This is a genomic window from Streptomyces sp. NPDC005438 (assembly GCF_040606315.1).
Classification (GTDB): Bacteria; Actinomycetota; Actinomycetes; order Streptomycetales; family Streptomycetaceae; genus Streptomyces.
The window spans coordinates 237,792-260,079 of sequence record NZ_JBEXEP010000007.1; the positions used below are offsets into that span (position 1 = coordinate 237,792).

General features: G+C 71.2%; 12 protein-coding genes and 1 tRNA gene. 2 read left to right on the forward strand and 11 right to left on the reverse strand.

Annotation, left to right across the window (positions count from 1 at the left end; genetic code table 11):
* Positions 1–80: 80 nt before the first annotated feature.
* Positions 81–2,624 (reverse strand): ABC transporter permease, encoded by a 2,544-nt coding sequence (locus ABZT14_RS16985; protein ID WP_356302809.1) that lies wholly within the window; start codon positions 2,622–2,624, stop codon positions 81–83.
* A gap of 333 nt (positions 2,625–2,957) precedes the next feature.
* Positions 2,958–3,722, reverse strand: a complete 765-nt coding sequence (locus ABZT14_RS16990) for an ABC transporter ATP-binding protein (RefSeq protein ID WP_356303128.1) — start codon at positions 3,720–3,722, stop codon at positions 2,958–2,960.
* A gap of 588 nt (positions 3,723–4,310) precedes the next feature.
* On the opposite strand from ABZT14_RS16990, the gene ABZT14_RS16995 reads away from it, so the two are divergent.
* Positions 4,311–4,394: transfer RNA gene (locus ABZT14_RS16995), tRNA-Leu, on the forward strand.
* A 626-nt stretch (positions 4,395–5,020) separates the two neighbouring features.
* On the opposite strand, the gene ABZT14_RS17000 is transcribed toward ABZT14_RS16995, so the two are convergent.
* Positions 5,021–5,677: a response regulator transcription factor gene (locus ABZT14_RS17000; protein ID WP_356302812.1), complete on the reverse strand. Its 657-nt coding sequence runs from the start codon at positions 5,675–5,677 to the stop codon at positions 5,021–5,023.
* Positions 5,641–6,963, reverse strand: a complete 1,323-nt coding sequence (locus tag ABZT14_RS17005; RefSeq protein WP_356302815.1) for a sensor histidine kinase — start codon at positions 6,961–6,963, stop codon at positions 5,641–5,643. The genes ABZT14_RS17000 and ABZT14_RS17005 overlap by 37 nt, the downstream gene beginning before the upstream one ends.
* 210 nt (positions 6,964–7,173) lie before the next feature.
* Here ABZT14_RS17005 and ABZT14_RS17010 point away from each other — a divergent pair, with 210 nt between their 5' ends.
* On the forward strand, positions 7,174–9,147 hold the full coding sequence (locus ABZT14_RS17010; RefSeq protein WP_356302818.1) for a serine hydrolase domain-containing protein: 1,974 nt from the start codon (positions 7,174–7,176) through the stop codon (positions 9,145–9,147).
* Positions 9,148–9,926: 779 nt separating this feature from the next.
* Here the strand turns inward: ABZT14_RS17010 and ABZT14_RS17015 are convergent.
* The 7 genes from ABZT14_RS17015 to ABZT14_RS17045 all read right to left on the reverse strand — a co-directional run bounded on the left by ABZT14_RS17015 (position 9,927) and on the right by ABZT14_RS17045 (position 22,272).
* On the reverse strand, positions 9,927–11,051 hold the full coding sequence (locus ABZT14_RS17015; protein ID WP_356302821.1) for a class I SAM-dependent methyltransferase: 1,125 nt from the start codon (positions 11,049–11,051) through the stop codon (positions 9,927–9,929).
* Between the two features lie 157 nt (positions 11,052–11,208).
* Positions 11,209–11,955, reverse strand: coding sequence for a 3-oxoacyl-ACP reductase FabG (fabG, locus tag ABZT14_RS17020; RefSeq protein WP_356302824.1), 747 nt, complete (start codon positions 11,953–11,955; stop codon positions 11,209–11,211).
* The gene (locus ABZT14_RS17025) at positions 11,952–13,085 is read right to left on the reverse strand and encodes a beta-ketoacyl synthase N-terminal-like domain-containing protein (RefSeq protein ID WP_356302826.1); all 1,134 of its coding nucleotides are present in this window, start codon (positions 13,083–13,085) and stop codon (positions 11,952–11,954) included. Before ABZT14_RS17025 ends, fabG begins: the two co-directional genes overlap by 4 nt.
* Positions 13,082–14,305: a beta-ketoacyl-[acyl-carrier-protein] synthase family protein gene (locus ABZT14_RS17030; RefSeq protein WP_356302829.1), complete on the reverse strand. Its 1,224-nt coding sequence runs from the start codon at positions 14,303–14,305 to the stop codon at positions 13,082–13,084. The genes ABZT14_RS17025 and ABZT14_RS17030 overlap by 4 nt, the downstream gene beginning before the upstream one ends.
* Positions 14,302–14,559: an acyl carrier protein gene (locus ABZT14_RS17035; protein WP_356302833.1), complete on the reverse strand. Its 258-nt coding sequence runs from the start codon at positions 14,557–14,559 to the stop codon at positions 14,302–14,304. The genes ABZT14_RS17030 and ABZT14_RS17035 overlap by 4 nt, the downstream gene beginning before the upstream one ends.
* A gap of 54 nt (positions 14,560–14,613) precedes the next feature.
* Complete coding sequence (locus ABZT14_RS17040) at positions 14,614–14,820, reverse strand: MbtH family protein (protein WP_356302836.1); 207 nt, start codon at positions 14,818–14,820, stop codon at positions 14,614–14,616.
* Between the two features lie 129 nt (positions 14,821–14,949).
* A complete protein-coding gene (locus ABZT14_RS17045) occupies positions 14,950–22,272 on the reverse strand; it encodes an amino acid adenylation domain-containing protein (protein ID WP_356302839.1) in 7,323 nt (2,440 codons plus the stop codon).
* Positions 22,273–22,288: the final 16 nt, after the last annotated feature.

Below are 22,288 nucleotides of genomic sequence, written 5' to 3' on the forward strand. Positions count from 1 at the left end.
CGCCCCACCCGGTGACCCGGGCGGGGCGGTTGCGGAGGCGTACGGAGGGTGGGCCCGGATCACCGGGCCCACCCTCGGGGTCACTCGCTCTTGATGGCGGTGAGCATGTTGACCTTGGCGGCCCGACGGGCCGGCCAGAGCGCGGCCACCACTCCCACCAGCGCGGCCAGCGCCAGGAAGAGGGCCAACCGGCCCCAGGGGAGCACCAGTTGGTAGGTGTCCAGCCCGCTGCTGGCGACCAGCTCACCGGCGGCCCAGCCGAGGAAGACGCCGAGGCCCACTCCCAGCACCCCGCCGAACAGGGCGATCACCAGGGACTCCAGGCGCACCGTACGCTTCACTCCGCGCCGGTCCAGCCCCACGGCCCGCAGCATCCCGATCTCCTGGGACCGTTCGAAGACCGACATGGCCAGGGTGTTCACCACTCCGAGCACCGCGACGATCACGGCCATCGCCAGCAGTCCGTAGACCACGTTCAGCATGATGGTGATGAACTGGGCGATGCTCTCGGAGATGTCCTCCTTGTCCTGCACCTGGATCGAGGGGCTGTTGCCCAGGGCCTTCTCCAGCCGGTCCTTGGTGGCGGAGTTGGCGCCGTCCTGGGTCTTCACCATGACCTGGATGTCGGAGGTCCGGGTGACATGACCGGCGAGGGACCTGGTGTCCGTCATGATGCCGCTCATGATCTCGTTGCCCTGGTAGATCCCGGAGACCGTGTACCGCTCGCTCTTGCCGTCGCGGTAGGTCGTGGTGAAGGTCGAACCGACCTTCCAGCCCTTCTCCTTGGCCGTGCTGTCGTCGACCACCACACGCTTGCCCTGGCTGACGTCCTTCCAGGAGCCGGAGTTGAAGTCCAGCGAGGTGAGCTTGGGGAAGGTCTTGCTGTTGACCGCGTTCAGGGACTCCCAGTCCCCGTCGATCTTGGCGCTGGTGGTGCGCAGCGGGCTGGAGGCCACCACGTCGTCCTGCTGCCGCAGGGTCTTCTCCACCTGAGGGGAGAGCGGGGTGTAGTTGGCCATCGAGACCATGTAGTCGGCCTTGAGGGAGTCGGTGGCCATCTTGTCGATGCCCTTCTGCACCCCTCCGGCGACCACGGTCAGCGCGGTGATCAGGGTCAGCCCGATGGTCAGGGCCGAGGCGGTGGCCGCCGTACGGCGCGGGTTGCGCACCGCGTTCTGCCGGGCCAGCTTGCCGGCCACGCCGAACATCCGCAGCGCCGGGCCGGCCGCCGCGATCAGCGGGCGGGACAGCAGGGGGGTGAGGACGAAGACCCCGATCATCAGGATGGCGGCGCCCAGGCCGACCGTCTTCTCGCCCCCGTCGCCGAGTGCGCCCAGGAAGACCAGCGCCACACCGGCGGCGGCGAACAGCGAGCCGATGGAGTTCCGTACGACCAGGGAGCGGGTGGTGGCCGGAGCGTGCACGCTGCTCATCGCGGCCACCGGCGGGATCTTGGCCGCCCTGCGGGCCGGGAGGTAGGCCGCCAGAACGGTCACCACCACACCCACCACCAGCGACACCAGCACCGTGGTGGAGGTCACCAGCAACGGGCCGTCCGGCATGTCACCGAAGCTGCCCATCAGGGACCGCAGTCCGGCGCCGATACCCACACCCGCGGCCAGCCCGGTCACCGAGGCGGCCAGTCCGACCATGGTGGCCTCGATCAGCACCGAACGGGTCACCTGACGGCGGCTGGCCCCGACCGCCCGCAACAGCGCCAGTTCCTTGGTGCGTTGGGCGACCAGCATGGTGAAGGTGTTGGCGATGATGAAGATGCCCACGAACAGGGCGATGCCGGCGAAGACCAACATGCTGGTCTCGATGCCCTTGGTCTGGGTCCTGATCGCCTCGGCCTCCTCGTCGGCCAGGGTCTCGCCGGTCTTGGCGGTGACGCCGGCCGGGAGGACCTTCTCCACCTGCTTCTTCAGCGCGGCCTGTGAGACGCCCTGTCGGGCGGTGACCTCGATCTCGGTGAAGTGGCCGGGGGTGGCGAAGAGGCGTTGCGCGGTGGCGGGGTCGAACAGCACCAGAGAGCCGCCGGCCGCCACGCTGCCGTCCTTGGTGTCGAAGACGCCGACCACCCGTTCCTTGCGGACCGGACCGTCCACCGAGATCGGCACGGTGTCCCCGACCTGGTACTTGGTGCGCTTGGCGGTCTTGGAGTCCAGGGCGACCTCGCCCTTCGCCCGGGGCGCGCGGCCGTCGGTCAGGGGGTAGCGCTTGTCCGCCCCGCTGGAGTCGCCGGCCCCGGCGCCGTTGCCGTAGTTGGCGCCCTTGGAGCCCCAACCACCGCCCACGGACTTGCCGTTCTTGTCGGACAGCCCGGTGAAACCGGACGCGATGCCGGTGACCGAGGCGGTGCCGGACAGGCCGTCCACCTCGCGGACGACCTCCTGGCCGATCTCCTGGGACCGCTCGCCCGCGGCGGCCCCCTTGGAGTCGGGCCGGATGGCGAGGTCGACCGACTCGTACCCCTTCTTGGAGCTCTTCAGCAGTGCCTCGGAGACGCTGGAGGTGAACACCAGGGTGCCGGCGACGAAGGCCACGCCGAGCATCACGGCGAGCACGGTCATCAGCAACCGGGCTTTGTGCGCGAGGACGTTGCGCACAGCGGTTCGGAACATGGTGAGTCCTGGTCCTGTCGTGGTGTTCCGCACCGTGGCCGGTCGGCACGAGAGGTCGTGCGACCAGCCCTCGGTCAGAACGAGGTCCTGGGTCGGGCCCGGCCTGCGTGGCCGTTCGTGGTCAGTGGGCGCTGAAGTCCGTCTGTCTGTGAAGACGTTCGGCACGGCGGTTCTGTGAGGTCGGCCGGGCCACTCTTTCGTGGAGCCGCCTTCGGCGGTACGCAGCCAACGCAGCCAACGCAGCCGCCGCAGCCATCGCAGCGCGGGTCCGTACGGGGCCGTGCTGGTCAGCCGGTCAGCCGGTCAGCGCCGTTCAGCGCAACTCAGTGCTGCTCAGCGCACCCGGTTGTCGAGGTTCTTCATCCGTTCCAGCACCCGGTCCGCGTTGGGGTCCCGCATCTCGTCGACGACCCGGCCGTCCGCCAGGAAGATGACGCGGTCCGCGTAGGAGGCGGCGACCGGGTCGTGGGTGACCATGACCACGGTCTGCCCCAGTTCCCGTACCGAGTTGCGGAGGAAGTTCAGCACCTCGGCGCCGGAGCGGGAGTCGAGGTTTCCGGTGGGCTCGTCACCGAAGATGATGTGTGGCTTGGAGGCCAACGCCCGCGCCACGGCGACCCGTTGCTGCTGGCCGCCGGAGAGCTGGTTGGGGCGGTGCTTGAGGCGGTCGGCCAGTCCGACGGTGGAGATCACCTTGTCCAGCCACTCCTGGTCCGGCTTCCGGCCGGCGATGTCCATCGGCAGGGTGATGTTCTCCAGGGCGTTGAGGGTGGGCAGCAGGTTGAACGCCTGGAAGATGAACCCGACCCGGTCCCTGCGGAGTTGGGTGAGCTTCTTGTCCTTGAGCTTGGTCAGTTCGACCTCGCCGATCCGGGCGCTGCCCCCGCTGACGGTGTCCAGGCCGGCCATGCAGTGCATCAGCGTGGACTTGCCGGAACCGGAGGGGCCCATGATCGCGGTGAACTCGGCCTGCCGGAAGGACACCGTGACCTGGTCCAGGGCGACGACCCGGGTCTCACCCTCGCCGTAGACCTTGCTCAGTCCGGTGGCGGTCGCCGCCTCCTGTCCCGTCTGACCGGGGTGGGGGTCGGTCTGCATGGTCGTGGTCACGGGGTGCTCCTGTCGTTCGCGGTGGTCGGATCAGTCCGGGAACGGCCGGGTGATCAGGTACTCCATGGTGGGGTACGCGGGGCCGGGGCGAATCCGACCGTGTGGCGGTTCCCGCCCGGTCCCTGGGGCGGAGCGAGGCCCGCGCGGTCATACCCGGGTATGACGTCCGCCCTGAGAAAAGGGTGGCGCCGTTGTGTGTCCGAGGGGCGACTTTCCGTCATTCCCCCACGATGCGGCCTTGCTTTCGCGGTGGAGAGGGCCTAGGGACGCCGGTGACCTCGTGGGGTGTCGGGGTCGGCCCTCTCCACCCCGCGAAGGTCTCCGCGAGTCGACTCCTCCGCCAACGAGGGGGGACCTCGCCCGGTTCCCAGGTGTGCCATGGTCGGACGGCCGGCGTTCAGGGGGCGCACAACGGCGCTTCAGGTGTGGACGCGATCCTCTGACGCTCCGTCAGTTGCGCATAAAATAAGACAGCAACGTTCCCGAATCACCCCATGCGATCGCTCCGTACCGTTAGGCTCGGTCACGGTCTGGGGGAGGTCCACATCCCGCGAGGCGGATGACGTCTGCGCACATGCCCGGGTGGTGGAAGGTAGACACGACGAGCTTAAACCTCGTTGATCCTTCGGGATCGTGCCGGTTCGAGTCCGGCTCCGGGCATCCCCCAGGACGATGGGGCCTGAACGGCGGGGACAAGACGCCGGCGGCCCCGGACGAGGGTGGTTTCCCCGGGACAGGCGGGACCACGGAGTCCTACGCGGACCCACGCGGATCGCCGCGACCGTAGAACGCGCCGCCCGGTGGCCCGGCGGCATCCTTGACGCACCGCCAGAAAGGCCCCCGGAAGCCCCCGAGCACTCTCGGTGCGGGCCGACCGGGAGCGCCGGCCGACCGAGGGCCACCCCGCCCTCGGGGCCCACGCTCCTCCTCGGGGCTGACCCCGCACCCGCCCGGTACCCGTCGAACCGGCGCCAAGTGGTCGGGCCCACGGCCCAGTTGACGTGACACGGGCAGGGCAGCCGCCCAACACACGCGTACGGCACGGGAGTTGGCCCCCGGTGCTCGCCGCCCCCGGTACGGAGAAGCCTCGGTACGGAGAGGCCTCGGCCCCGCCGCCGGATGGGATGAACCGGGCGGCGGGGCCGAGTGGGGGGAGGGAAATGGTCGGTGGGCCGGTCGCCCCCTCGTCGGGGGACGGGCGGGGCGGGGCCGGGGGGGTGAACGCCGCCCCGACGGGGGTTTCGGGGCGGCGTTCGGTCAGTGGGTGAGCCCTCGGTGTCGTGGGCTCACAGGGTGTCCTTCATGTAGGCCAGGACCGCCAGCACCCGACGGTTGCTGTCGTCGGCGGGCGGCAGGTCGAGCTTGGTGAAGATGTTGGAGGTGTGCTTGATGACCGCCCGCTCGGAGATGAACAGCCGCTCGGCGATCGCGGCGTTGGAACGGCCCTCCGCCATGATGCCCAGCACCTCCCGTTCCCGACTGGTCAGCCGCCCCAGGGGGTCCGCCTGGGAGGCGCTGGAGCTGGTGAACAGCCGGGCGATCACCTCCGGGTCCATCGCCGTGCCGCCGGCCGCAACCCGGCGTACCGAGTCGACGAACTCGTCGGGGTCGAACACCCGGTCCTTCAGGAGGTACCCGATGCCACCCGAACCGTCCGCCAGCAACTCCTTGGCGTAGAGCTGTTCCACGTACTGCGAGAGCACCAGTACCGGCATCCCGGGGACCTCCCTTCGGGCGGACAGGGCCGCCTGGAGCCCTTCGTCGGTGAAGCTCGGGGGGAGCCGGACGTCGACCACGGCGACGTCCGGGCGGTGCTCCAGCAGCGACCGCAGCAGTTCCGGTCCGTTGTCCACAGCGGCCACGATCTCGAAGTCGTAGGCCTGGAGCAGCCGGACCATTCCGTCTCTCAGGAGGAAGAGGTCTTCTGCGAGGACAACCCGCACGGCAGCTCCATGGTGAGAGTGGTCGGTCCACCTTCAGGGCTGGCCACGAGGAGGATTCCGTCGAAGGTGGCGAGGCGGCGCTCCATACCCCGCAGCCCGGTCCCCTTGGAGGGGTCGGCGCCTCCCTGGCCGTCGTCGGTGACCTGGGCCCGCAGCCGGCCCTCCCCGTACCAGAGGTCGACCGTCACGCGGGTGGCCCGGCCGTGCTTGGCGGCGTTGGTCAGTGCCTCGGAGATCGCGAAGTACATCGCGGACTCTACCGGAGGTTCCACCCGGCCCTCGAGCTCGGTGTGCACGTCCACGTCCAGCGGACTGTCCATGCCCAGGGCCCGTACCGCGTCGGCCAGACCACGGTCGGCGAGCACCGGCGGGTGGATGCCACGGATGAGGTTGCGCAGCTCCTGGAGGGCGGAGGAGGAGGCCTGGCGGGTGTCGCTCAGGATGGCCCGGGCGGCCTCCGGGTCCTTGGCCAGCAGCCGCTCGGCGACGCCCAGGTTCATGCCCATGGCGACCAGTCGGGCCTGGGCGCCGTCGTGCAGGTCCCGCTCGATCCGTCGGAGTTCGGCCGCCGAGGAGGACAACGCGTCACTGCGGGTCTCGGTCAGGTGGCGTACCTGGAGGGACATCTCGGTGGGGGCCAGCAGGCCGTGCGCCAGACCGGCGTGGAAGCGCAGCACCCGGGGGGCGGTGACCGCGCCGATGAACAGGGTGGGGACGCCCAGTACGCAGGCCATCAGGGCGGACTGGCCGTTGTCGACCTTCAGGAACATGTACCAGTTGTTGCCGCCGGCGTCGTTGATGACCTCCCAGAAGAAGGGCATCAGGGCGCCGAACAGCCCGTAGGCGATCATGGTGATCGGCAGGATCAGCACCACCAGGCCGATCACCGGGCTGAGGATCGACCACAGCAGGTCACGCCAGGTGGCCGGGTCGGCCAGCAGGTACTTGTTGCGCTGGAGCAGGCCCTTGAAGCCGGGGTCCACCTGCCGGGGCGGGTGGTACGGGAAGTCGATCCGCACCCCGGACCACTCGCGGGCCAGCCGGCGGTGGATGTTCACCGTGCCGCGCAGGGCGCCCACGGCCGGGGGGACCAGGAACAGGCCGATGCCGACGCTCAGCAGGCTGACCGCCGTCACGACCAGCGTGAAGCACAGCACCTCGACGGGGGCGAGCGCGGCCAGGGCCAGCCCACGGCCCGCGTTGCGCATGGCGTTGCCAGGGCCGCCCTCCTGCGCTCGGGCCCCAGGGTCCCGCTCGTCGAGCTGTTGGCTGCTCATGCTGCTCATCCCGTTCCCTTCCCTGGGCGGTCAGACCGCCGTATCCCATGCCCCCAAGTGTGCGAGGGCCCGGCCAACAATGGCACTAGACCCTGGTGTTGTCTTGGTGGGTGTAGCCAGGTACCCCCGGAAGGCCACTCACCTCCATGGCGGTCTTCGGGCGCGGGTAAGTTAACTGACTGCTATCACCGACGAGTTGCACCGAGGAGCCGCGGACAGATGACAGCGCGACGATTCCCCACCACGGTGGTCGCCCTGGTGCTCGGCCTGTTCACGGTCGTGTCCGCGGTGCCCGCGCAGGCCTTAGCCCCGGGCGCCTCCCCGGTCGCGCGAGCCTCGCAGACCTCCGCCCAACCGTCGGGGAAGAGGCTCGGCGGAGAAGCGTTGGCGAAGGACCTGGACAAGAAGGTCCGTCAGCAACTGGAGGAGTACCAGCTCCCCGGTGCCTCCATGGCCCTGGTCTCCGGTGGCCGCGAGGTCCTCACCCGGGGGTACGGGGACGCCCGGGTGGAGGGCGGGCTGAAGGCGGACGGTGCCAGGACGCCGTTCTTCATGGCGTCGATGGCCAAGTTCTTCACCAGTATCGCCGCGATGCAGATGGTCGAACAGGGCAAGCTGAAGCTCGACACCGACGTCAACCACTACCTCAAGTCGTTCAAGATCGACGACACCTACCCCGACCAGCCGGTGACCCTGCACCACCTGCTCACCCACTCCGGCGGCTTCGACGACAGCATCGTCGGCCGGGCCGAGGCCAAGGCGCGGGACGCCGAGAGCCTGGAGGAGGGCGTCAAGGACCAGCCGGAGCGGGTACGCCCGCCCGGCGAGGCGGTCAGCTACGACAACTACGGCTTCGCGCTGGCCGGTTACCTGGTCGAGGTGGCCGCCAAGCAGCCGTTCGCGGAGTACGTGCAGCAGCACGTGCTGAAGCCGCTGGGGATGCGCCACACCACCTTCACCCAGCCCCACCCGACCAGCCTCGACAAGCACGTGGCGCGCGGCTACCGCCCCGACGGCGACGGGCAGACCCGGGCGTACGGGCAGTACGGCGCCTGGTCACCCTCCGGGCCGGCCGCGATCACCACCGCCGCCGACATGAGCCGGCTGCTGCGGGCCTTCCTGAACGGCGGGCAGCTCGACGGTCACCGGGTGCTGCGACCCTCGTCGGTGAAGGCCATGGAGAAGCGGCACCGGGGCAACAGCCCCGGGCTGCCCGGAGTGGGCTACTCCCTGGAGGAACGGGAGAGCGGCGGGCACCGGATGCTGATCAAGGACGGTGACGTCACCGGTTTCCACGGCATCATCGCGTTGCTGCCGGAGCGGGACACCGCCCTGTTCGTGGTCTACAACGGCGACGGCAAGGACGGCGCCGGCTCCTGGGCCGGCCACGAGCTGAGCCAGCGGATGCGGGACCGGGTGGAGGGGACCAGCTCCCACTCCTCGGTGACCCGGAGCAAGGTGACCGAGGACGCCGGGCGGTACGAGGGCGAGTACCGGGAACTGCGTACCAGCAAGGCCGACATCACCCGGGCCGGCGCCCTGATGAGCGCGGTGAAGGTGACCGCCGGCCCCGACGGGACGATCAGCACCTCCGGCCCCCTCAACGCCGACCCGGACGGCACGGAACGCGACTGGGTGCAGATCAAGCCCGGCGTCTTCCAGGAGAAGGGCGGCTACGACCGGCTGGTCTTCGACGGGGACCGGATGTCGGTCGCCTCCGCGCCGACCAGCGCCTACGAACGCCTGCCCTGGTACCAGTCGCCCCAGCTCCACACGATGGTGCTCGGCATCGGGCTGGTGCTGTTGCTGCTGTCCCTGGTGGGCTGGAGCATCGCCGCCCTGGTCCGCCGCTACCGCCACACCGGCAACACCGGCGGCCCCCGGCTGGCGCTGCTGATGGCCTGGTGTACCGCCGGCCTGCTGGTGGGCGCCGCCGCCTGCTTCGCCAAGCTGGCCAGCGACTCCAACGCCCTGAACCAGACCATGCTGCTCGACGACTCGTTGTTGCTGCGGATGGTGCCCTGGCTGATCTCGCTGGCCCTGGCGACCTCCATGGCCATGCTGATCTGCGTGTTCCTGTCCTGGCGCGCCAAGTGGTGGGGCTGGACCGCCCGCTTCCACTACAGCGCCACCACCCTGGTGGCCCTGGTGACGGTCTGGCTGTCGGCCGCCTACAACCTGGTGGGCCGCTGACGGTGCCCAGGTCACGACCGGTCCGGGCCGCTTCGAGGAGGAGGTCGGGGTGTACGGCCGGTCGGCGGGCCCTGCCCCCGTACGCCGCGCCCCCGGTGCTCCGGCACCTCCGCGAGCGCTCTCCTGGAACGGGGTCGTACCGGGTGTACGGGGCGCACGGCGCCCACGGGTACGGCCGGGGTGCGGGGGAGCCCGCTCCCCCTGGGCGCCCCGACCACGGATGCGGTCACCCGGGGTGCTGGGTGAGGCGCTGTACGGGGTGCTGGCCGCGCTGCTCGGGGTGCCGTGTTGGATGCGGCGTCGCACACGGCGCTGCACACGGCCGGGCGCACGCCACGGGCCGGACCCCCGAGGGGATCCGGCCCGGATGTGCGACCCTCCCGATCCTTCCGGGAGGGGATGCCGTGGTGCCACCGGCTCCCCGGGGGAGCGCGGTGGCGGCTACGCCGGACACGGCGGGGCGACCCCGTGTGTCCCGTGCCCCGGCCGGGCCAGCCCGGCCGGGGAGGTGCGCCGCGTGGGGCGCGGCACCGACCCTCGCGGTTTCCCCGGTGCTGACGCCGGCACAGGTACCGGCACTGACACCGGCTCAGGCATCGATACGGAAACCGCCACCGATCCCGGTGCCCAACCCGGCCTGGAACCAGGCGAGTTCGGCACCGGACCCGTCGACGGACGGCACGGTGGCGGCCACCCCGGCGGGCGCGCCGGCGGTACGGCTGACCCCCGCGCCCGCTGTGGCCTCGGCGGCCTCAGTGACCGGTGTGGCCTCGGCGACCTCAGTGACGGCGGGCCAGCAGCACCCGGTGCATCGGGGTGTCCAGCAGCTGCACGCGGACCAGGCCGGCGTCGGCCAGCCACTGGTCGTAGTCCTGGACGGTGAAGGAGTCACCGCCGCCGGTGGCCAGCATGGAGGCGGCGAACAGCCGGAAGAACCGGTTCTGGGTGCTGGTCTCGCCGTCCTCGTCCACGATGTGGTCGACGATGGCCACCAGCCCGTCCTCGGACATGGTCTTGGTGGTCTTCAGCAGCAGCTCCCGCGCGGACTCCGGGGTCTGCAGGTGGAAGATGTTGACGAACAGGGTCAGGTCGACGCCGGTGCCCCAGTCGTCCTTCCAGAAGTCGCAGACGTGACCGTGGAAACGCTCGGCGACCTCCAGCCGGGCGGCCTGCTCCCCGGCGATCGGGATGATCCGGTGGCCGTCCAGACCCCGGGCGGACAGCTCGGGGAACTCCTTCAGCAGCAGGTGGCTGTAGATGCCGGTGCCGCAGCCCACGTCCAGCAGGGACTTCGCGGTGTCCTCGCCCCAGCCGAGCTGGCGCAGCGCGGTGGCCAGGGCGTCGACGATCGGCGGCGCCCAGAAGTTGATGCCGCGCACCAGGGAGGTGTAGTCCTCCTGGGATATCTGGTTGAGCTGCTCGCCGCCCTGGGAGTCGCGGGCGCCGGTGCGCACGTTCTCGGCCAGGTTGCGCCAGGCACCCCAGGCCACGTTGCGGTCGTGACCGATCTTGCCGGCCAGGCTGAACAGGCCGTCGGCGGCGAAGACCCCGTGCAGCTCCTTGGGCAGGGCGTAGCGGGCCTGGCCGTCCTCGCCCCGGCTGCGGAAGACCACCTCGTAGGCGGCGAGCCCGTCGAGCAGCACCCGGGTGGCGCGCAGGTCGGTGGTGAGCGTCTCGGCGAGTTCGGCGGCGGTGGCCGGACCCTTGGTCAGCTCGGTGAAGACGCCCAGGTCGTGGGCGGCCTCGATGACGCCGGGCGCCCAGATGCCGATGAGGTGCTCGTAGAGCCGGTGGGCGGCCTTCACCTCGCCGTCCAGGTTCTCCGGCAGCAGCGCGGTGTCCACGAGCGGGGTGTGGTTGTCGGAGCTCGTCGAGTTGGCGCCGACAGAAGCGGGAGCGGTCACGGTGCGTTCTCCTCGATCAGGTGAGTCGGGCGGACAGGCCGGCCCGTACGGCCCGGGGGTGGGTCGTGGTGTGCGGTGGCTGACGTCGGGTCACGCCCCGCGAGATGGCAGGGTTACCGGTCCAGAACCTCCGGTTCTGGACCGGCCTTCGGCCCGGTCAGGCGGGGTAGCCGCCGTCGATGTGCAGTACGGAGCCGGTCATGTAGGTGGACTTGTCGGAGGCCAGGAAGGCCACGGCCTCGGCGACCTCCTCCGGGGTGCCGTACCGGCGCAGGGCGATGGAGGCCAGCATCTGCTTGCGCTGTGCCTCGGTGACGCCCTCGGTCATGTCGGTGTCGATCATTCCGGGAGCCACCGCGTTGGCCCGGATGCCGTAGCGGCCGACCTCCCGGGCCAGGCTCTTGGTGAGCGCGATGATCCCGGCCTTGGTGGCCGCGTAGTTGGTCTGGCCGTGGTTGCCGTACACCCCGGCGATCGAGGACAGGGTGATGATCGACCCCGCCTTGCGCTTGACCATGGGGAACAGCGCGGCCCGGCACAGGTGGGCGGTACCGTCCAGGTTGGTGGTGGCCACCTGCTGCCAGTCCGCGTCGGACATCATCAGCAGGGGCTTGTCCCGGGTGATGCCCGCGCTGGCCACCACGGTGGCGATCGGGCCCAGTTCCCGCTCGGTACGGGTGACCCAGCCGCGTACGGCCTCCGGGTCGGCCACGTCCACCTGCTCGGCGAGGCTGTCCACGCCCAGCTCGGCCAGCTCCTTGCGCAGGGTCTCGGCGGACTCCTGGTCGGAGCGGTAGCAGAAGCTGACGGCGTATCCGTCCCGGGCCAGCCGCAGGGCGCTGGCCCGACCGATGCCACGGGAACCACCGCTGACGAGAGCCACCCTGGTGTTCTCGGCCGTCATGGGGTCTCCTTCTTCTTGTTGAGCAGTCGTACGGCGGCGCAGGCCACGACCCCGTCGCGGTCCACCGAGGTGATCAGCGCCGGCCGGCCGAACGACTCCTCGTCCGCCTCGGCGGCGGCCAGCAGGGTCGTCAGCTGGAAGGGCACCGAGGCACCCGACAGGTCGCCGAGCAGCTCGTGCACCAGCACCCGGTCGGTGGCGACGGTGCCGAACCGGCGGGTGACGACCTCGCGCTCGACCTCGCCCGGGGTGCCGGGCACCCCTCCGGTGGAGGCGGCCCAGACGTCCTCGGGGTTGATCTCGGACTGCCGCAGCACCTCCTCCACGCAGGCGTCGAGGGTGCCGGCCAGGTCGTCGTACACGTCGGTACGGACGTCCACGGCCAGCAGCTCGGCCAGGACCGTGCGGTCCTGCGGCACCGACTCGGCCGGCTCCAGCAGCAGCACCGCGCAGCCCTCACCCAGCAGGGACGGGGACTTCTCCTCCTCGCCCTGGCTGTGGTACTCGAACCAGGCGCGGGTGGTGGAGTACTCCTCGACCGCGCCGACCAGGGCCCGCTCGGCCCGGCCGGCGGCCAGCAGCCGGCGCGCGTAGGACAGTGCCAGGTGCCCGCTGGGACGGCCGCCCGCCACCGTGGTGTTGGGCCCCTTCAGGTCCGCCCAGATCGCGGTGGACGCCGTCGGCCCGTTCATCAGCACGTTGGGCATGTGCTGTGCCGGTACGTCGTACGGCGCGTCCTCCACGAAGCTGGAGCGGATGAAGTCGCCCTGGCTGCGGGCACTGCCGAAGCTGGTGCCCAGCACCAGCGCGGTGCCGGTGCCCACCGGGATCGGCTTCCCCTCGGCCTCGGCCTCCTCCAGCAGGCGCCGCACCGTGGTGACGGCCAGGCCCATGGAGCGGTCCATGGTGCGGGTGCCCTTCTTGCCGAGCACCTTCCGCACGTCGAAGTCCGGTACCAGACAGGCCTGTTCGTTGAGCTGGCCCTCGCTCTCCGCCCCGGAGGGGGACAGCGTGGACCGGCGCTCGGCGACCCCGGCCACATGGGCGGCACGCCCGATGCCGTAAGGGGAGACCGAGGACCAGGCGGTGAAGACCGGCCGGCCCACTCCCTCCTTCAGCGCGCTGCTCATGAGCGGTCCTCCTCGTAACGGGCCAGCACCACGGAGGCGTTGTTGCCGCCGAAGGCGAGGCCGTTGTTGACCACGACACGGAGCTGGGCCTCGACCGACTGGTTGGGCACGCAGTCGAGGTCGCAGGCGGGGTCGGTGGTGCGGTGGTTGACGGTGGGCGGGATGAAGCCGTGCGCCAGGGCCAGCGCCGAGGCCGCCGCGCCCAGGGCGCTGGCGGCGCCCATGGAGTGGCCGAGCATCGACTTCAGGGCCACGGTGCGCGGCGGGTTGTCGCCGAACACGTCGTGGATGGCCTGGCTCTCGGTGACGTCGTTGGTGGGCGTCCCCGTGCCGTGGGCGGACACCAGGTCCACGTCCCCGGGCTTGACCCCGGCGTTGGACAGGGCGATGCACATGCAGCGCACCACGCTCTCCTGGTCCGGGGCCGTGGGGTGGTGGGCGTCGCAGTTGAGCCCGTACCCCAGCAGCTCGGCGTAGATCCGGGCCCCACGGGCCTGGGCCGACTCCAACGACTCCAGCACCAGCACACCGGAACCCTCGGCGGTCAGCAGCCCCTCACGGTCGGAGTCGAAGGGCCGGCAACGGTCCGAGGCCACCAGCCCCATCCGGGAGAAGCCCGCGAAGGTACGGCGGGCCAACGCGTCGGAACCGCCGACCAGGGCGTAGTCCGCCTCGCCGAAGCGGACCGCGTCCAGGCCGTCACCGATGGCGTAGTTGCCCGCCGCGCAGGCGGTCCCCACCACCGAGGGCACGGCGCGAGGCAGCCGCAGCTCCTTGACCACCGAGTTGGCCAGCCGGTGGGCGGGAAGGCGGCGGACCGCCCTCCCGTCCAGCTTGGCGAAGCCCTCGTTCACCTCGTGCTCGATCAGGAAGTCCAGCTCCCTGGCCTCGCCGTCGGTGGTGCCGATGGTCACCAGTCCCCGGCGCTCGGCCAGGTCCTCGGGCGTCCAGCCGGCGTCCCGCAACGCCATCTGCGAGGCGGCGATGGAGAACTGGCTGGCACGCCCCAGCTCCTCGACCGGAGTACGCCGCACCCACTGCTCGGGCTCGAAGTCCCGGACTTCGTGGGCGAACGTACGGCGGAAGCCGGAGCTGTCGAAGAGGGTGATGGGGGCCGCACCGCAGCGGCCCTCCCTCAACGCCTGGGTGAACTCCTCCACCCCGTTGCCGATGCTGGACAGGACACCGAGTCCGGTCAGCACCACCCGACGTGTGGTCATCGGGTCTCCGCCCGGGAGAGCACCTCGAGGACGCCCTCCAGGTTGGTCATGTTCGCCAGTTCCTCCTGCTCGATGGTGACCTTGAAGGTCCGCTCCAGGGAGGCGAGCACCTCGATGGCGCTCAGCGAGTCGGCCTCGTAGTCCTCGACGAACAGGCCGGTACGGGTCAGCTCCTCGTCCTCGATGTCCAGGGCCTCGACGAGCAGCTCGCGGACCTTGGCCTCGGTGGCGGCGTCAATGCTGACAGTTCCCATGGTCTTCCTCCGTTGTCGTGCTGTTGCTGGTGTGGGATGCGCCCTGACGGGCGCTCATCGACTGCTCTCGACGAGGCTGCGGGGCCGCAGGTCCGTCCAGTTGCTTTCGATGTAGTCCAGGGCCTCCGCGCGGGTGGACTCGCCCAGTGCGGTGGTCCAGCCGGCCGGGACCTCCGCGAACGACGGCCACAGGCTGTGCTGGCCCTCGTCGTTGACGAGCACCAGGAAGGTGCCGTTCTCGTCGTCGAAGGGGTTGCTCATGGTCCAAGCCGTCCTTTCTTCCTGCGGGGCCCGGTTGAGGGTGGTGGTCGGCCCCGGGTGGTTCGTGGCGTGGTCGTGCGGGCTGTGTTGCTGGCGGGTGGTGGGCCGGTGGGTGCGGCCGTGAAGCGGTCAGCCTCCGATGAACTCCCGGAGGATGCCGGCGATCTGGGCGGCCGGCCGGGGCGCCAGCATCCCGTGGTGATCGCTGTCCACGGTCCGGCTGACGAGCTGTCCGCCCACGTACGGGCGCCACACCTCGGGGTTCGGGGGCGGCTGCTCCTGACCGGCGGTCAGCAGCAGCAGGTCACCCTCGTACCGGCCGGGGGTGTGCTCGTCCCCGAGACGGCTCAACTCCCGCACCACGTCCAGCAGTCGGCCCAACTGGGTCTCGTCCAGTTCGGCCAGCGGGTTGCCGGTGCGGCGGAAGAGGTCCAGGGCCTCGCCCACGGTCAGGTTGGCGCTGGCGGCCATGGTGTAGCCGGTGCGCAGCAGGATCTCGTTCAGCAGCGACTGGCCGTCGAGGTCCTGCCCGGTGGTGCCGTCGGCGGGGAAGCCGTCCAGGTTGGCCAGCAGGGCGACCCGTTCCCCGACGATGCTGAGCTGGATGGCCATCTCGTGGGCCAGCAGGCCCCCGTAGGACCAGCCCAGCAGGTGGTACGGGCCGTGCGGCTGGATCTGGCTGATCCGCCGTACGTACTGGCTGGCCATCTCCCGTACCGAGGTGGGCTGGGCGACCTCGCTGACGATGCCGGCCGCCTGGAGGGCGTACACCGGGATGTCGTCCGGCAGGGCGCCCGCCAGCTCCATGAAGGGCCAGCCGAGGCCACCGCCCCCATGGACACAGAACAGGGGTGCCTTGGTTCCGTTGGGGCGGATCGGCAGTACGCCGGCGAACGCCTCCTGGGTGGCGGTGGGTTGGGCCGTCGGCCGGGTCCGCACCGGTTCGGTGGGCGCCCCCGGGGAGGTGGCCGGCGCGGGGTGCCCGTTCAGGGCGCGCGGGTCGGTGGGCTGGGGCGCGGTCGGTGCCTTGGCGGCGCCGCGCACCCGTCCGGGCAGGCGGTCCAGCCGGATCACCGTGGTGTCCTCGTGCGAGGAGGCGTTGACCGGTCGCTGTGGCTGTGCCGCCTGGGTCGGCTGCGGGGCCGGGGCGGCGGCCTGGGCCGGTACGGCGACCGGCTGCCCCTTGGCGACGGTGGCCAGGCCCGCCGCCGTACGGTGCATGAACACGTCCGCCGGGGCGATGGCGAGCCCCAGCTCGCGGGCCTTGCTGACCAGCTTGATGGAGCGGATGGAGTCGCCGCCCAGGTCGAAGAAGCTGTCCTCGGCGCCGACCTGGCCCAGCCCCAGCACCTGGGCGATGGCGTGGCACAGGGCCTGTTCGGTCGGGGTGCTCGGCGGCCGGCCGCCCTGGGAGACCGGACGCTCCGGCTCCGGCAGGGCCTTGCGGTCCACCTTGGCGTTGGGGGTGAGCGGCATCTCCGTCAGCTCGGCGAACAGCGCCGGCACCATGTACCCGGGCAGGCTGTGCTCCAGGTGGGTACGCAGCTCGGCGATGTCCACGCCCGGCCCGCCGGCCGGTACCAGGTAGCCGACCAGCTGCTTCTCCCCGGAGGCGTCCTCGCGGAGCACCACCACCGCCTGGTGTACCCGGGGGTGGCTCAGCATCGCCGACTCGATCTCGCCCAGTTCGATGCGGAAGCCCCGCAGCTTGACCTGGTAGTCGACGCGGCCCAGGTAGTCGATGGTGCCGTCGGCGCGCCAGCGCACCAGGTCGCCGGTGCGGTAGATCCGGGCGCCGGCCGGGCCGGTGGGGTCGGCGACGAAGCGGGTGGCGGTCAGCCCGGGCCGGTCGTGGTAGCCCCGGGTGACGGCGGGCCCGCCGATGTACAGCTCCCCGGTCACCCCCACCGGGACCGGCCGCAGCCGGGAGTCCAGCACCAGGACCCGGTTGCCGGCCAGGGGCCGGCCGATGTGCGGGGCGCGGGTGGTGTCCAGTTCCGCCTTGCTGGACCAGATGGTGGTCTCGGTCGGGCCGTACCAGTTGGTCAGCCGGCCGGTCACCTTCGCCAGTTCCAGGGCGAGTTCGGGACTGATGGCCTCGCCGCCGGTCATCGCGTGCAGTCCGCGCAGCGACTCGGGATGCTCGGTGACCATGGTCTTCCACAGGGTGGGCGTCGCCTGCATCACCGTGGCGCCGACGCCGGTGAGCATCTTCGCCAGCTCGGCCGGGTCCCGTACGGTCTCGTGCCCGGCGATCACCAGGGTGGCCCCGGACAGCAGCGGGACGAACAGCTCCAGGTTGCAGATGTCGAAGCCGAAGGTGGTCACCGACACCAGGGTGTCGCCCTCGGTCATCTGCAGGTGCCGGGCCGACTCGGCCAGGAAGTTGTTGAAGCTGCGCATCGGCACCACCACGCCCTTGGGGCGGCCGGTGGAGCCCGAGGTGTAGATGATGTACGCCGGGTTCTCCGGGTGGGGGTCGGCGTGCCGCTCGGCCGTGGTCAGCGGATGCCCGGGAAGGGTGGCCAGCGCGCGGGCCATCTCCGGGGTGTCCATGCACAGCCGGTGCGCGGAGACCAGCTCGGGGAAGGCGTCCAGCAGGTCCGTCTTGCTGATCACCAGGACCGGCCGGGCGTCCTCCATCATGTAGCGGATGCGGTCGGCCGGGTAGCTCAGGTCGATCGGCAGGTAGGAGCCGCCCGCCTTGAGCACCGCCAGCGCGGCCACCACCATGCCCGCCGAACGCGGCAGGCTGATGGCCACCACCCGCTCCGGGCCCACCCCGTGGGAGACCAGGATGCGGGCCAGCCGGTTGGAGCGCTCCTCCAGCTCCCGGTAGGTCAGCCACTGGTCCTGGTACCGCAGCGCGGTGCGCTGGGGGCAGGCGGCGGCCCACTGGGAGAACCGCTCGTGGATCAGCGGCAGTCGGTGCTCGGGCTCGCCGTTCCACTCGTGCAGCAGCCGCTGGTCCTCACCCGGCAGCAGGGAGGGCACCTCGGACAGCCGGCGGGCCGGGTCCTCGGTCAGCACCGACAGCAGGTGGCACAGGCGCTCGGCGATGGTGCGGGCGCCCTCCTCGGTGAACAGGTCGGCGCTGTACTCCAGCTTGCCCACGATGCCGGAGGCCTCGCCCCGGCCGGTGCGCTCCTCGGCCATGTCCAGGGACAGGTCGAAGCGGGCGCTGCCCAGGCTGGCGGACTCCACCGAGGCCTGCACGCCGGGCATGGTGAACTCGGCGGCGGCGTTGTTCTGGAAGGCCAACAGCACCTGGAACAGCGGGTGTCGGGCCATCGAACGGGACGGGGCGACCGCGTCCACCAGCTTCTCGAACGGCAGGTCCTGGTTCTCGAAGGCGGCCAGCCCCGCGTGCCGGACCCGGTCCACCAGCTCCCGGAAGGTGGGGTCACCGGACAGGTCGGTACGCACCACCAGGGTGTTGACGAACAGTCCGACCAGGTCGTTGAGGGACTCGTCGGTGCGGCCGGCGACCGGGGTGCCGACGGGTATGTCCTCCCCGGCGCCCAGCTTGCTCAGCAGCACCGACAGGGCGGCCTGCACCACCATGAACATGCTGGCGCCGCGTTCCCGGGCCAGCTCGGTGGCACGGGCGTGGGTGGTGGCCGGGACGGTGAACTCCACCGTGCCGCCACGGTAGGTCGGCACCGGCGGCCGGGGGTGGTCGGTGGGCAGTTGCAGCTCGTCGGGGATGCCGTCCAGGGTCTTCCGCCAGAACTCCAGCTGGCGGGAGATCAGGCTCTCGGGGTCGGAGTCGTCCCCGAGGGTCTCCCGCTGCCACAGCGCGTAGTCCGCGTACTGGGCCGGCATCGCCCGCCACTGGGGCTGCTCCTGGCGCAGCCGGGCGGTGTAGGCGCGGCTGAGGTCGCGGGCCAGCGGGGCGTTGGACCAGCCGTCGGCGGCGATGTGGTGGATCACCGTGACCAGGACGTGCTCGCTGGGGGAGAGGGTGAACAGGGCGGCCCGCAGCGGCAGTTCGACCGACAGGTCGAAGCCGCGCCGCGCCACCTCCTGGATGCGCTCCTCCACCTGCTGGGCGGTGACCTGGTGGGCCTCCCAGGGCACCTTGGCGGAGGGCAGGATCTGCTGGAAGGCCTCGCCGTCAGCGGAGTCGGGGAAGATCGTCCGCAGCGACTCGTGCCGGTCCACCACGTCGTTGAGCGCCGCCTCCAGGGCGACCGGGTCCACGTGGCCGTGCAGACGCAGGGTCCAGGGCAGGTTGTAGGTGCTCTCGGCACCCTCCAGCCGGTTGAGGAACCACATGCGCTGCTGCGCGTAGGACAGCGGCAGCACCTCGGGGCGCTCGCCGACCGTCATCCGGGCGCGGGCCTCCTCGGCGTCACCCAGCCGCTCGGCCAGCTCGACCGGGGTGGGGTGCTCGAAGATCTCCCGTACCGACAGTTCCACGCCCATCAGGGCGCGGACCCGGCTCACCAGCCGGGTGGCCAGCAGCGAGTGGCCGCCCAGGTCGAAGAAGCTCTCGTCGATGGAGACGGTGCCCAGCCCCAGTACCTCGCCGAACGCCGAGCACAGCAACTCCTCGCGCTCGGTGCGTGGTTCCCGCCCACTGGACAGGGCGACCTGGGGCGCGGGCAGCGCCTTGCGGTCGACCTTGCCGTTGGGGGTCAGCGGCAGGGCGTCCATGACCACGAAGGCGGAGGGGACCATGTAGTCCGGCAGTACCTCGCCCAGCGCGGTACGGGCCAGCTCCTGGTCGGCGGTGCCGGCCAGGTAGCCCACCAGCCGGCCCTCGCCCCGGTTGTCCTTGGCGACGGTGACGACGGCGTCGGTGACCTCGGGCAGGGCGCGCAGGCGGGCCTCGATCTCGCCGAGTTCGATGCGGTGGCCGCGGATCTTGACCTGGTGGTCGACGCGTTCGAGGAACTCCAGTTGTCCGTCGGCGCGTTGGACGACGCGGTCGCCGGTGCGGTACATCCGGGCGCCGGGCACGGAGGAGTAGGGGTCGGGCAGGAAGACCTGTCCGGTGCGGCGGGCGTCGGCCAGGTAGCCCCGGCCCACGCCGATGCCGCCCACGTACAGCTCCCCGGGCACGCCCAGGGGCAGCGGCTGGAGGTCGTCGCCCAGCACGTACAGCCCGGTGTTGCGGACGGCGGTGCCGATGGGGGCGGTGACCGACCCCACCTCGAAGTCGCGGTCGATGACGGCGTGGGTGACGTCGTCCGAGCACTCGGTCGGCCCGTAGGCGTTGACCAGCGGGATGTCGGGGAAGTACGTCAGCCAGCGGTCGCACAGGTCGGCCGGCAGCGCCTCACCGGTGACCACCAGGTACCGCAGCGAGGTCAGGTCCGGTACGGCCGCCCCCGCGTCCCAGGTCTCGATGGTGGCCCGCAGCAGCGAGGGCACCACCTCCAGGATGCTGATCCGCTCGGCCGGTACCAGACCGAACAACTCGGCCGGGTCGGAGGCGGTCTGCTTGGAGACCACCCGCAGCTGGCCCCCGGTGACCAGGGCGCACAGCATCTGCCACACGGAGATGTCGAAGGTGACCGGGGCGTTGTGCACCACCGTGTCACCACCGGTCAGGCCCAGGTCCTCGACCTTGGCCAGCAGGTGGTTGACCATGCCCCGGCGGTGCACCATGGCGCCCTTGGGCTTGCCGGTGGAACCGGAGGTGAAGATCACGTACGCCAGGTCGTCGTCCTGCCCGACCGTCGGCAGCAGCGCGTCGGGCGCGTCCAGGTCGGTGGTCAGGGTGAACACCGGGGGCGTGCCCGCGTTCACGACCACCTCGGTCGCCAACACCTCGTGCGCCAGCGGCACATGGGCCTCGTCCGCCAGCACCATCCCGATGCCGGCGTCCGCCACCAGCCCCGAGGTACGGCTCAGGGGCGCGCCCACGTCCAGCGGCACCCAGGCCGCCCCGGCGCCCAGTACGCCCAGGATGGCGGTGACGAACCGGGTGCCCGGGGCGGACAGCACGCCCACCAGGGTGCCCGGCCCGACGCCACGGTCCACCAGCGCGCGGGACAGCGCGCTGGCCCGGCCCACCAACTCCTCGTAGCTGAGCCGCTCGTGGTCGTCGACCACGGCCACGGCCTGCGGCTGTGCCTGCGCCAGCGCCCGGATGTGCGGCACCACGTCGGTGAACGCGTCCTCGGGGGGCGGCGACTGGGGCAGCGTCATGACGTCGCGGTGCTCGCCCGGCAGCAGCAACGGGGTCTGGGCCAGCGGCCGGTCCGCGCCGGTGGTCAGCCGGTGCAGCAGGTACACCAGCCGGTCGCAGACCTCGGAGGCCTGGGCGGCGGTGTACAGGTCGGGGGCGTAGCTGATGTCCAGGTGGAGCCGCTCGCCGGGCATCACCATCAGGCTCAGCGGATAGTGGGTGGCGTCCTTGGCCTCGAAGCCGGTGATCCTCAGACCCGGCGCCGGCTCCTCCATCTCGGAGGCGTCCAGCGGGTAGTTCTCGAAGACCAGCGCGGTGTCGAACAGTTCGCCACTGCCCAGCTCCTGGCGGATCTGGGTGAGGCTCAGGTGCTGGTGCGGCAGCAGACGGGTCTGCCGGTCCTGGAGTTCGCGCAGCACCTGCTCGAAGGTCTTGTTGGGGTCCAGGGTGACCCGTACCGGCAGGTTGTTGATGAACAGCCCGACCATGCCCTCCACCCCGGGCAGCTCCGGGGGGCGGCCGGAGGTGGTGCCGCCGAAGACCACGTCACGCTGTCCGGTGAGCATCGCCAGGGTGGCCGCCCAGGCGCCCTGCACCAGGGTGTTGAGGGTGAAGCCGTGGGCGCGGGCCCAGTCGGTGAGGCCGGTGGTGTAGTCGGCCGGCAGGTCCAGCACGTGGTGCTCGGGCATCAGCGGCGCCCGGTCGCCGGTCTGCGGCGCCACCAGGGTGGGGCTGGGCAGCTCGTCCAGCGCCTCCTTCCAGGCGCGTTCGGCCGCCGGCCGGTCCTGCTGGGACAGGTACGTCAGATAGGACTTGTACGGGGCCGGTACCTCCAGGTCACGGCCGCCGTCCGCGTACAGCGCGAACAGCTCCTTCACCAGGATCGGCATCGACCAGCCGTCGAACAGCATCTGGTGGGCGGTCAGCAGCAGCCGGTAGCGGTCCTCCGGCTGCCGCAGCAGCACCAGCCGCATCAGCGGCGGCCGGCCCACGTCGAAGGAGTACACCCGCTCCTCGTCGGTGACCCGCCGCACCTCGGCCTGACGGTGCTCCTCGGACAGGGTCCGCAGGTCCATCTCCACCCAGGGCAGCTGCGCCCGGGCCGGGATGAGCTGCACCGGCTCGCCGTTCTTCCGGTACCGGAACGCCGCCCGCAGGTTGGGATGGCGCTCCAGCAGCAGTTCGCCGGCCGTCCGCATCCGCTCCGCGTCCAGCGGCCCCTCCATGTCCAGCACCAACTGGATGGAGTAGACGTCCAGTTCGTTCTGGTTGAACACGGCGTGGAACAGCAACCCCTCCTGCAGTGGGGTCACCGGGAGAACGTCGCTG